Annotated in this window: 13 protein-coding genes; 8 read left to right on the top strand and 5 right to left on the bottom strand. The window is 36.2% G+C overall.

Annotation, left to right across the window (positions count from 1 at the left end; all coding sequences use genetic code 11):
• Nucleotides 1–31: 31 nt before the first annotated feature.
• The 3 genes from HC176_RS09310 to HC176_RS09320 form a co-directional block, all read right to left on the bottom strand.
• Nucleotides 32–1168, bottom strand: a complete 1137-nt coding sequence (locus HC176_RS09310) for a FecR family protein (protein WP_167917916.1) — start codon at nucleotides 1166–1168, stop codon at nucleotides 32–34.
• A gap of 171 nt (nucleotides 1169–1339) precedes the next feature.
• Nucleotides 1340–1927 carry an RNA polymerase sigma factor gene (locus HC176_RS09315; protein WP_167917917.1) on the bottom strand — a complete coding sequence of 196 codons (588 nt, stop codon included), beginning with the start codon at nucleotides 1925–1927 and terminating at the stop codon, nucleotides 1340–1342.
• 399 nt (nucleotides 1928–2326) lie between these two features.
• Nucleotides 2327–2695, bottom strand: a complete 369-nt coding sequence (locus HC176_RS09320; protein ID WP_167917918.1) for a winged helix-turn-helix transcriptional regulator — start codon at nucleotides 2693–2695, stop codon at nucleotides 2327–2329.
• A 238-nt stretch (nucleotides 2696–2933) separates the two neighbouring features.
• Here HC176_RS09320 and HC176_RS09325 point away from each other — a divergent pair, with 238 nt between their 5' ends.
• The 8 genes from HC176_RS09325 to HC176_RS09360 all read left to right on the top strand — a co-directional run bounded on the left by HC176_RS09325 (nucleotide 2934) and on the right by HC176_RS09360 (nucleotide 9303).
• Nucleotides 2934–3608 carry an NAD(P)H-dependent oxidoreductase gene (locus HC176_RS09325; protein ID WP_167917919.1) on the top strand — a complete coding sequence of 225 codons (675 nt, stop codon included), beginning with the start codon at nucleotides 2934–2936 and terminating at the stop codon, nucleotides 3606–3608.
• Nucleotides 3609–3615: 7 nt separating this feature from the next.
• Nucleotides 3616–4449, top strand: coding sequence for a DUF4437 domain-containing protein (locus HC176_RS09330; RefSeq protein ID WP_167917920.1), 834 nt, complete (start codon nucleotides 3616–3618; stop codon nucleotides 4447–4449).
• A gap of 108 nt (nucleotides 4450–4557) precedes the next feature.
• Nucleotides 4558–4719 carry a hypothetical protein gene (locus tag HC176_RS09335; protein WP_167917921.1) on the top strand — a complete coding sequence of 54 codons (162 nt, stop codon included), beginning with the start codon at nucleotides 4558–4560 and terminating at the stop codon, nucleotides 4717–4719.
• A 27-nt stretch (nucleotides 4720–4746) separates the two neighbouring features.
• The gene (locus tag HC176_RS09340; protein ID WP_167917922.1) at nucleotides 4747–5340 is read left to right on the top strand and encodes an NAD(P)H-dependent oxidoreductase; all 594 of its coding nucleotides are present in this window, start codon (nucleotides 4747–4749) and stop codon (nucleotides 5338–5340) included.
• A 3-nt stretch (nucleotides 5341–5343) separates the two neighbouring features.
• On the top strand, nucleotides 5344–7230 hold the full coding sequence (locus HC176_RS09345; RefSeq protein ID WP_167917923.1) for a monovalent cation:proton antiporter-2 (CPA2) family protein: 1887 nt from the start codon (nucleotides 5344–5346) through the stop codon (nucleotides 7228–7230).
• A 69-nt stretch (nucleotides 7231–7299) separates the two neighbouring features.
• Nucleotides 7300–7872 (top strand): Crp/Fnr family transcriptional regulator, encoded by a 573-nt coding sequence (locus HC176_RS09350; protein ID WP_167917924.1) that lies wholly within the window; start codon nucleotides 7300–7302, stop codon nucleotides 7870–7872.
• 125 nt (nucleotides 7873–7997) lie between these two features.
• Nucleotides 7998–8750 (top strand): type 1 glutamine amidotransferase domain-containing protein, encoded by a 753-nt coding sequence (locus tag HC176_RS09355; protein ID WP_167917925.1) that lies wholly within the window; start codon nucleotides 7998–8000, stop codon nucleotides 8748–8750.
• Between the two features lie 37 nt (nucleotides 8751–8787).
• Nucleotides 8788–9303, top strand: coding sequence for a lactoylglutathione lyase family protein (locus HC176_RS09360; RefSeq protein ID WP_167917926.1), 516 nt, complete (start codon nucleotides 8788–8790; stop codon nucleotides 9301–9303).
• Between the two features lie 123 nt (nucleotides 9304–9426).
• On the opposite strand, the gene xylA is transcribed toward HC176_RS09360, so the two are convergent.
• Nucleotides 9427–10752, bottom strand: coding sequence for a xylose isomerase (xylA, locus tag HC176_RS09365; RefSeq protein ID WP_167917927.1), 1326 nt, complete (start codon nucleotides 10750–10752; stop codon nucleotides 9427–9429).
• Between the two features lie 26 nt (nucleotides 10753–10778).
• Nucleotides 10779–12266, bottom strand: coding sequence for a xylulokinase (locus HC176_RS09370; protein ID WP_167917928.1), 1488 nt, complete (start codon nucleotides 12264–12266; stop codon nucleotides 10779–10781).
• Nucleotides 12267–12268 lie beyond the last annotated feature (2 nt).

The following is a 12268-nucleotide window of genomic DNA, read 5'->3' on the forward strand; positions in this document are numbered from 1 at the left end:
AAGCTGGTATAATACTGACAAACTTCAGATTTTACGGGTACACAATAATAGTTTTCCCTTCAACCTCAAATTTTATATTGCTGAGCTCAAGTACTTTTAATACTTCAGATAAATTTTTATTCATAAAAGTTCCTCCGTTAAATTTCAAATCAGGTATATCTCCTCTATACTCCACTTGAATATCGTACCATCGTTCTAATTGTTTCATTACCATTTTTAAGTCGGCATTATCAAACTTAAACCTTCCGTTTTTCCACGCCACAGCAGTTGCTGTATCGACGCTGCCAACCACAATAGAACTTGTATCTTCGTTTACTTTAGCCTGTTGGCCTGGCCTTATAATGTTTTTTTTATCTTTATATGAGAGCGCAATACTTCCCTCTATCAAGGTGGTTTTAGTAAAAGATTCATTGTTATAAGCCTGAACATTAAAATGTGTTCCTAAAACTTCAATGGTTTGATTTTTAAATTTCACAAAAAATGGCTTACTCTTATCTTTCGCGACTTCAAAATATGCTTCCCCTTCTAATTCAACCTCTCTTTTATCTCCCTTAAAATGTGTTGGGTATTTTAATAAAGAAGTTGCATTTAAATAGACTTTGGTATCATCTGAAAGAATAATACTATATTGCCCACCTATTGGGGTTGATAAGGTGTTATAAGTATCTGGACCACCATTATTACCTGTACTAGGATCAACTTCATACGAAACAAGTCCGTTAGGATTCATTTTAATGGTTACCTCATCTTTCTCGCCTTCGCTTACAACGGTATCATTATTTGCCAAGTTGTCTAAAATAATTTGTTTACCATTAGATAGTGTCAGCACTCCTTTGTTTCCTCCTGGGGCTATTTCTTTTACCTCTTCCGTTAATTGAACTTGAGAGACTGATGTTTTTGTAAAATAATATAATCCGGTAGCCATTACCAAAACAACCGAAGCTGCTACAGCCATACGTTTCCATAGACCAATAACCTTTGGATTTCGTTTAACAGGCAGTTTAGACTTAATATATTTAAAACTGCTTTCTAGCTGGTTTTCGTTTAAACCCTTTTTACTACTTGAAGATTCATATAAATACCATGCCTCTAACTTATCCTTTTCTATATCAGATAAAGTTCCGTTTCTGTAATTTTTTAGTAAGGTTAAAATTTCTTCTTCTGTCATAATTAAAGCATAGTTTAATTGCCGTGTATATTATTAAGACAGGCAAAACCATGATTTGTCATAGATAAAATCAAAAAAAAAATAAAAAATCATTATTTCTTTGTTAAATCTATTTTCTTTACTGAAGGTTTATAAGCTAAAAGGAAGTAACAATGTTTTTTCAAACAGCTTTTAATCAAAAAAATATAGTTTAAAAATTACAACAATTAAAAACGGATTTATTTTAGCTCTTATTTTTTTTAATGCGTTATAAACTTGTTGTTTGGCTGTTTTATCAGAGATATTTAATTGATCGGCAATTTCATCATAAGATAAATGATTAACTTTTCTCAAAACGAAAACTTCACGCATTTTATCAGGAAGACATTCAATTTCTTTGGCAATAATAAGACGTAACTCTTCTTCTCTTTGATTAGCATCTGCAAAGGTGTAATTATTTTCTATAAAGCCTAATAGTGACTCTGCATAACGAGATACAACTTTTTCATGTGCTATATGATTTAATATTCTATTTTTAGTTGCCCTAAACAAATATGAAGCTAGAGAACCTTTAATATTTAATTCATATCGTTTATTCCATATAGCGACAAATACTTCCTGAACAATATCGTTTGCATCATCCTGACTTTGTAAAATTTTATAGGCATGGTTTGTTAAAAGCTTACAATACCTGTTAAAGATTACAGTATAAGCCTGATGATTGTCCTCTTTAAGAAAATCTAAAAGTAACTCATCAGAATATTTATTATAAACAGACAACAAAGGAAAGAATTTAATCAGCCAAATTAATAAATGTTGTTAATCAAAACAAAATTTATCATTTTTTTAAAGCTAGTATGTTAACACAAGCCTATTGAACTAGTAAACACAGCCCTGCAACTTTTTATCTAATTAAAGTTGCAATTTCATAACAGTTTTTGCAAGTTTTTTATTGGATAAGACAAGTTTAGAACCGATTAGCGAAATTAACAAAAAAGAGAACAACCATTTTAACGGAAAACCGTACTCGTTTTGAACACTAAATAGTAATTAAAAAACTAATTTTGAATATTCTAATCTCGCTACAACATGAATAGAGAAAAGCCCAAAATTAAATCGTGGGCTTTTTTATTTGTAAGTAACATAAAAAATCTATTCTTTTTAACAGAATATCTGGAACTATTCAATAATTTCACCTCCTTCTTCTGCCACTAAGGTGCCCCAATTAGCAATAGCAAGCAATACAGGCCTTAAGGTTTCACCAAATGGTGTTAATTGATATTCAACTTTTAAAGGTGGTTTTTGGGTATAAACTTTCCTGGCTATCAAACCATCCTTTTCTAGCTGCTTTAATTGCAGGCTTAAAGTTCGCTCGGTAATAGTCGATATTAACTTGTACAACTCGTTATACCGTTTCTTTCCGTTTAAAAGATAAATAAGAATAACACTTTTCCATTTTCCGCCAATCAACTCCATAGCAATGCTTGTTGAACACGAAAATTCCTTATCGTTATACTTTATCACCCGTTTTTTATACTCAATTTCCATAGCAAATCAACACTTTCAAAAACAAAGATACCAAACTATCATTTATTACACAACTATACTTTTTATAGTTATTTTAACACTCACCTTAACACATTGATTTTACTGGAAAAACCCACGATTTAACTACTCAAAAAACATACTATCATTTATGACCGTTATTGCACAAAACACAAACTACCAATACTTTTGTCACTATACTTTTGATAGTTAAAATTAAAAACATAAAAAATCAATTAAAATGAATACACCAAACATTGCACAAGAAGACATTTTAAACGCATTTAACTACAGACACGCTACAAAAGAATTTGATGCGTCAAAAACATTAACCGATGAGCAAATCAATTTCATCTTAAAAACAGCAAATTTATCACCAAGTTCTTTTGGTTTTGAACCTTGGCATTTTATAGTAGTGCAAGACAAAGAATTACGCGAACTTTTAAAACCTGTAGCTTGGGGAGCACCAGTAAAATTAGATACTGCAAGCCACTTTATTTTAGGTTTAGCCATGAAAGCGCCTATGGTAAAACACGATGCAGCATATATTGAGCACATGATGAAAGAGGTTAAGCAAATGCCTGAAGATGTTGTAGAAATGTACTCTAAATTTTATAGAGAATTCCAAGAGCGCGATTTTAATTTAGATTCAGATAAAAAGTTATTCGATTGGTCATCAAAGCAAACATATATAGCTTTAGGTAATATGATGACTGCTGCTGCATTAACAGGAATCGATTCTTGTCCTATTGAAGGATTTCATATTGAAGAAACCGAAGCTTTATTAAGAGATAAGTTTGATGTTGATACTGATAAATTCGGAATTTCATTTATGGCTGCATTCGGATACAGAAAAGCAGATCCTGAATTCCCAAAATCTAGAAGAGATTTTGATGAGATTGTAACTTGGAAATAAAATAATAATGAAATCAATCACAACAACATTAGTAATGCTGTTATTAAGTGTTACGGCTTTTGCCCAAACGCCAACAACAGACCACCGACAATCTAAAAACGAAGTCGTTACAATAGACCAAGTAGAGTGGAGCTGGCTAAACCCATTACGCGGTGATAAAAGTCCGGCTGCCGGAAAACTTTGGGGCGATCGCACAAAAAATGAACCCGCTGGTTTTTTAGTGAAATTTAAAAAAGGTTTTTCTTCGCCCGCCCATATCCACAACATTACGTATCGCGGGGTGGTGATAAAAGGTTTATTGCACAATGATGATGAAAAGGCCGAAAAGCAATGGTTGCCATCGGGTTCTTATTGGCAACAGCCTGCTGGCGAAGCTCATATTACCGCTGCTAACGGTGATGATAATTTAGCATTACTGGATATTCAGGAAGGTCCATATTTGGTAAAACCAACGTCAGAAGCGTTTGATTATGGCGAACAACCTGTTAATGTAGATAAAACCAATTTAGTTTGGTTAAGCGCTAACGATATCGAATGGGTTTCTGGAAAAAGTAAGGTTGAAACCGCATTTTTATGGGGAAGCCACGATAAAAATCAACTACGCGCCTCATTAATAAAATTACCTGCTGGATTTAAAGGGAAAATCAAAAATTTAAGTCCCAATTTTAGAGCTGTGGTTATATCAGGTAAAGTAACGCATCAATTTTCTAAAAAAGCCACCATAAACGTATTAGAACCAGGCTCATATTTTGCCGCCAAAAAACATGTTTCACCCTGCTTAAGTACTGATACTGAAACGGTAATTTACCTCCGTACCAACGGTGAGTTTAAGGTTAAATAGAAATTCAAAAAATTGATTGAAGATTAGTTTAATAATTGGTTAATAGCAGAAAAGCCACCAAATGTAAAATACATTCTGTGTGGCTTTTTTATTTTATAAACTTTATATATGAAAATAAGTAAAGCCCAAAATACCTGTTTTGAACAAAAGCTATCAAGTACGTATTTTGACAACGACAGAGGAAGTTCTAATAACGCACACCCCGATGCGTATAATGAAGATAAAATTAAATTATTACTAACTTTAACTGAAGAAATTACAAGTCAGTAACCTAATAAAATCAACCAAATACAGCCAATGAAAAAGGTACTCATACTCTTTGCGCACCCAAAATTTGAAAAATCTAGGGTCAATGCAACGCTCATCGAGCGGTTAAAAAACAAAACTCACGTCACTTTTCACGATTTGTACGAGCATTATCCCAGCTTTCACATTAATGTGCAACACGAACAAGAATTATTACTACAGCACGACATCGTCATTTGGCACCATCCATTGTACTGGTACAGCAGCCCAGCTATTTTAAAGCAATGGAAGGATTTGGTTTTAGAGTTTAATTGGGCCTATGGCCCGAAAGGAAAAGTACTTCATAACAAAACAATCTTTAACGTGATTACCACAGGCGGATCGCGTGAGGTGTATTGTTCTGAAGGCTATAACACTTACACCATAAATGAATTTCTGCGACCTTACGAGCAAACCGCTAATTTATGCGGCATGAATTATTTACCACCTTTTGCCGTTATGGGCACGCACCATTTATCGGATGAAGATTTATTGGATTACGCCAACCAATACGAACAATTAATCGATTTGTTGCAAGGTGATTTTAACACCGCGCAATTATCAAACTGTTCTTTTCTTAACGATTTAGAAATTTTAACTGCTTAACGTATGTCTGGAGGTTTATTATTTGAAGCGATTGTTTTTCTAGCCGGTGCCATTATTTGTGTATCCATAGCAAAACGATTAGGATTAAGTTCGGTGATTGGTTATTTGTTGGCCGGTGTACTTATTGGTCCTTATGTATTAGGTTTTATTGGTGAAGAAGGTGAAGATATTTTGCATTTTGCCGAATTTGGTGTTGTGGTGATGCTATTTTTAATCGGACTTGAAATTGAACCCAAAAATTTCTGGAACATGCGAAAATCCATCCTCGGTATGGGCGGCATTCAAGTTACATTAACCATTGGTTTAACTTATATGTTATTTGCTTTTTTAGGTTACGAATGGCAAGTAGCACTAGCCATTGGTATGGCTGTGGCGTTATCATCAACCGCAATTGCCCTACAAACCATCAAAGAAAAAGGCTTGATGAACACCACCTTTGGTTCCAGTTCATTTTCCATACTATTATTTCAAGATATCATCGTTATATTTATGATTGGTGCTTTACCATTGTTGAGTAATTCATCGGAACAAGCTAGTAATGACACTTCACATTCTGCATCAAGTTTAATTCAAAATTTACCTATTGGATTACAAACCTTAGCGATTATATTATCGGTAGCCCTTATTATTTTGGCAGGTCGTTTTGTAGTGGTGCCCATGCTACGTAAAGTGGCAAAAACAGGTGTTAGAGAATTGTTGATTGCGGCTGCATTTTTAATAGTATTTGGAATTTCATATTTAATGGAATTTGTCGGTTTAAGTCCAGCATTAGGTGCCTTCTTAGGTGGTGTTGTATTGTCAACTAGTGAATTTAAACACGAGTTAGAAAGTACGCTAGAACCGTTTAAAAATCTATTACTCGGACTCTTTTTTATGGCGGTTGGTGCATCCATAAACTTTGTAGTAATTGCTAATAGTCCGTTAACCATTGGTGGAATTTTACTCGCCATTATTGCTATAAAAGCATTGGTGTTGTTCATAACAGGTCGCATTTTCAAATTAAAACTCGATCAAAATGTGTTGTTGACTTTTAGTTTGGCGCAGGTTGGTGAATTTGCTTTTGTATTACTATCGTTTGCCTTTCAGCTTAATATATTAGAGCAAGAACAAATGGATATGATGTTGGTGGTTACCGCAGTATCCATGTCTTTAACACCAATTTTAGCTGTGGTAAACGAACGTTTAATTCTTCCGAAGGTTGGTACTAAAGAATCTATAAAACGACCAATGGATCATATTGCTAAATCGCAAAAAGTCATTTTGGTTGGTTTTGGTCATTTCGGTAGTACCGTTGGCCGATTTTTACGTTCTCATGGTGTGGAAGCTACGATTTTAGATTTCGATTCTAATCGTGTTGATTTCCTTCGTAAAATGGGATTTGAGGTGTACTATGGTGATGCCACACGTGAAGATTTGTTGGAATCTGCAGGAATTGCCGAAGCTAAATTGCTCATTTGTGCCACTAACAAAGTGTCTGTTGCCAAAGCCATAAGTAAAATTGTGAAGGAAAAACATCCTCATGTAGAGCTTCTTGTGCGCACTAAAAACCGTTACGATGCTTATGAATTATTAAATCTTAACGTTACTAATATTTACCGCGAAACTTTAGATACCTCCTTGGCTTTAGCCAGTGAAGCACTTAATAAATTAGGCTTTAGAAAATACACCTTAAACCGTCAAGTTCAAAATTTTATAAAGTACGATGAAGCCAGTTTAAAACGATTAGCATCAGAACCCAAGCGAGATGAAGACTATGTATTTATGGCGCGAAAAGAAATAGAACAACAGGAAAAACTACTGAACGAAGATTTTAAACGAGGCATTGTAACCTTTGACAACCACTGGGACGGTGAACACATCAGGAATTTATTGAGCAAAGAAGCTAATTAATAAGCCTTAGTTTATGGATTTTGTTAAGTTTTCTCAAAAATTATTATCTAAAAATAATAATTTTGCCAAATGCAGGACCAATACGAACTCTTAAGGCAACATTTTGAAGAAATTGTAACGCTTACAGACGAAGAGTGGGAATTTATTGCGCCTCATTTTGAATATAAAAAACTAAAAAAACATCAGTTTTTAATTCAAACCGGGCAGCCCGTAGATTGCGAATTTTGGATTATAAACGGGCTCGTAAAATCGTATGCTGTAGACGACAAGGGAGACGAACACATACTGCAGTTCGCTATGGAAGAATATTGGGTAAGCGACTATTATGCGTTTCAAAATAAAGTACCAGCCACAACAGTGGTAGACTGCATTGAAGATTCCGAGTTCTTTTGTGTGTCATTCGAATCTAGAGAGCGTATTTGCCAAAACGTACCGGCCATAGCCAATTTTTTCAGAATAAAAGCGAATTACGGTTTTATTAATTTACAGCAACGCATTCTTTCCTTATTAACGCAAACAGCAGAAGAACGCTACGATAATTTGCTATTTAAACTACCTAAATTAGTGCAACGCATTCCAAAAAAATTAATAGCTGCTTATTTGGGTGTGTCCAGAGAAACCTTAAGCCGATTTAAGGGTTAAAAAAGTGATATAAATCACACTTTTATGTTGCGCTACATCACTTTAAAATCGTGATGTACATCCTCGCTCTCCCTCTTGTTTTTGCTGAAATTTGCATCAGAAATTTAAAGCAAAAAATGAGAACAATGAAAACACGGTTATACCCATTAGTATTCGCTTTACTGTTAAGTATTTCAGTTTTAGCACAAACGAAAAACGACGCTCCAAAAGTGTTAATGGTTTTATCCAGTCACCAAGAATTAGGTAAAACGGGTAAAGAAACAGGCTATTATTTAAGTGAAGTAACTCACGCTTACGAAGTGTTTCAAACAAACAACTACCAGATTACCTTAGTAAGCCCTAAAGGAGGAAACCCACCGGTAGATGGTTTTGATCTTACAGATGAAGTGAACAACAAATACTGGAATGATGCTACATTTCAAAATAAACTTCAAAATACTTTAAAACCTTCAAAAGTAAAAGCTAAAGATTACGATGTTATTTATTATGCTGGTGGACATGGAACCATGTGGGACTTTCCAAATAACAAAAAACTAGCCAAAATAGCCGCTCAAATTTACGAAAACCAAGGTATTGTAGCAGCCGTTTGCCATGGTCCTTCAGCTTTGGTAAACATTAAATTATCCAATGGAAATCATCTGGTAGATGGTAAAACGGTTAGCGTGTTTACCAACGAAGAAGAAACCAATGTAAAGTTAGAAAACGTGGTGCCATTTTTACTAGAAGATAAACTTATAGCACGAGGAGCCACCGTAAATAAAGCGGCAATGTGGCAAGAAAAAGTAAGTGTTGTTGAGCGTTTGGTAACGGGTCAAAATCCTGCTTCCGCAAAACTAGCTGCTGAAAAAATTGTAGAACTCATAGAGGCAAAACATTAAAAATGATATATTCTTAACTTACAAAAAAAATAATGACATGAAAGATTCAAAATACCCAAAAGCCTTTTCACACATAGGCATAACTGTTCCAGACATCCAAAAAGCAGTTGAATTTTACCAGAACGTAATGGGCTGGTACGTAATCATGCCACCTTCAACGGTAAAAAAAGAAACCGACACCGCTATTGGGCAAATGTGTATAGATGTGTTTGGAAACGATTGGGAAACCTTTGAAATTGCACATTTATCAACGTCTGACGGGATTGGAATTGAACTCTTCGCTTTTCCTCACGGCAAAAAAGGAGCTCCTGAATTTAATCCTTTCAACACGGGGCTGTTCCACTTTTGCGTTCAAGACCCAGACATTGAAACACTCACAGAAAAAATAGTTGAAGCCGGCGGAAAACAGCGAATGCCAATACGCGAGTATTACCCCAACGACAAGCCCTATAAAATGGTTTATGTTGAAGACCCTTTTGGGGTTGTTTTCGAAATTTACACGCATAGCTATGAGTTAACCTATTCGTCTGGTGCATATGCCCACAATCAATAGTATTTAGTCCATTATCTGCATGCAAAACCAATCCATAAAACTGGGTAAAAACACTAAAGTTGCAAAACAAAAAAAGGTTTAGCTTTCACTAAACCTTTTTTTATGCCTCTCAATTTTATACCATTAAATATATTGATTGATGATATTCTCAAACAACTCTTGTTTACCACTCTTTAAAGGTAATTCACCATTTTCTTGAGCTATTTGGTAAAGGTCTTGCAAGTTCAATTTCCCTGCCTCAAAATCCTTTCCTTTTCCAGAGTCGAAAGAGGCATAACGCTCTTTACGTAATTTTTCGTACGGTGAAGATGAAATGATTTTATCGGCAATCAATAAAGCTCTAGCGAACGTATCGGCACCACCAATATGGGCATGGAACACATCCTCCAAATCTGTAGAATTTCTTCTAATTTTAGCATCAAAATTTACACCTCCGCCTTGTAGGCCTCCTGCTTTTAAGAATACCAACATCGCCTCGGTTGTTTCCTGAATGTTATTGGGGAATTGATCGGTATCCCAACCATTTTGGTAATCACCACGGTTGGCATCAACGCTGCCCAACATACCGGCCTTAGCAGCCACCTCTAGTTCGTGTTGGAAAGTGTGCTGTGCTAAAGTGGCGTGGTTTACTTCAATATTAATTTTGAAATCCTTATCCAATCCGTATTCTTTAAGGAAACCAATAGCTGTAGCGGAATCAAAATCATATTGATGCTTGGTAGGTTCCATAGGTTTTGGCTCAATAAAGAAGTTTCCTTTAAAACCTTGTGCTCGGGCATAGTCTCTCGCCATGGTTAAAAATTGCCCCATGTGGTCTAGCTCACGCCCCATATCGGTATTAAGCAAACTCATGTAACCTTCGCGGCCACCCCAAAACACGTAGTTTTCACCGTTAAGGGCAATAGTAGCATCTAAGGCCAGTTTTACTTGACCACCAGCTCGAGCAACCACATTAAATTCTGGATTGGTTGCCGCTCCGTTCATATAACGAGGGTTAGAGAAGCAGTTGGCGGTTCCCCAAAGTAGTTTTACGCCAGAATCGGCTTGTTTTTGTTTTAAGTATTCTGTAATGGTTTTCAATCGGTCTTCAGATTCTGAAAACGTTGGAGCTTCCTGCACCAAATCAAAATCGTGGAAACAGTAATAACCAAATCCCATTTTTGTGATAAATTCGAATGCCGCATCGGCTTTATCTTTTGCAGCTTGAATAGGGTCTGATGATTTATCCCATTCAAAACTTTGCGTGCCCGGTCCGAAAGGATCGCTACCTTGCCCGCAGAATGTATGCCAATACGCTACAGAAAATTTAAACCATTCGCGCATGGTTCTTCCTGCAACCACTTGATCGGGGTTGTAGTATTTAAACGCTAACGGATTGTCTGATTCTTTACCTTCAAACTTAATCTCACCGATACCTTTATAGTACTCTTTGTTTCCTATTAATGCCATAATATATTGTTGTTTTTAATGTTTATTTATTGTTTTGTATTTAAAATAATTTCTAATTCGTTTTTCCAGCTGTTGTAAGCCTTTAAGTAAGCCGATCGGTCATTCAAAGGCTTATAGGTCATCACATAATCATTGTCGATTATATTTTTTCCAAAGCTCTCAAAATCCCCCTCATGTAAACCAGCTGCACGGGCCGCGCCAATAGCTCCTGTGGTATTATAGATTTCAATTTCCTGCTCAATTAGCGTTGCCACGGTATTGGCAAAAATTTCTGAACGGAATAAATTATCGTTGCCGGCACGGATAACGCTCGGTTTTATTCCATCGGATTTTAAGATTTCCATACCGTACACAAACGAAAAGGCTATGCCCTCTAAAGCGGCACGGCAAAGGTGGCCTTTATGGTGGTTATTTAGGTTGATATTGACCACGCGCGTGCCAATTTCTTTATTGTTAAGCATGCGTTCTGCGCCATTTCCGAAAGAAATCAATACGACGCCATCCGATCCCACGGGAATATTTTCGGCTAAGCTGTTCATTTCGTCATACGACTCTACGGCCAAATTATTTAACAACCAACGGTATTGAATTCCAGCTCCATTGATATTTAAAAGCTTTCCTATGTTTTTATTTTGTAAAGTGTAATTAACGTGGGCAAAATTATTTACACGAGTACTTTCCTTTCCGGACAAGTTATCGGTAACAGCATAAAACACTCCTGAAGTACCTCCGGTAGCAGCGACTTCACCTGGATTGAACACATTAAGCGACAAGGCATTGTTGGGCTGGTCTCCCGCACGGTAAAAAATAGGCGTGCCCACGGCCAAACCACTTTCGGCTGCCCCCTCACGGCTAACAGCAGATTGTTCCCCAAACGTATCAACGATATCTGGCATCAAACTTTTATTGATACCGTAATGCTGTAAAAGGAAATCGGCCACGTTGTTATTTTTGAAGTCCCAAAAAATACCTTCTGAAAGTCCAGAAATGGTGGTATTAATTGTGTTTGAAAATTTAAAAGCAATATAGTCCCCAGGCAACATGAACTTGTGTATTTTTTCAAAAACCTCTGGCTCGTTGTCCTTAACCCACTTAAGTTTTGAGGCGGTAAAGTTTGCCGGAGAGTTTAGCAAGCTTGTTGAGCATTTTTCTGTTCCTATTTCAGCGAATGCTTTATTACCGGTTTCTACCGCACGGCTATCGCACCAAATAATGCTTTTTCGCAGCGGCTGCCCAGATTTATCGACCACAACCAAGCCATGCATTTGGTACGAAATACCTATGCCCTGGATTTGTTCTGCTGAAATATTATAGGTCTGCTTCAGTTTTTTAATGGCATTGCAAACGTGCTGCCACCAATCGTTTGGGTCTTGCTCTGCCCATCCATTTTTAGGGGCGTGCATACTCATTTCTTTTTCTGGCTCTTGGGTTACGCCCACACTTTTACCTGTAGCCATTTCCACTATTGCAGCTTTAATTGACGAACTCCCTAAATCTAATCCTAAATAATACATGG

This window comes from Tamlana crocina (genome assembly GCF_012037625.1).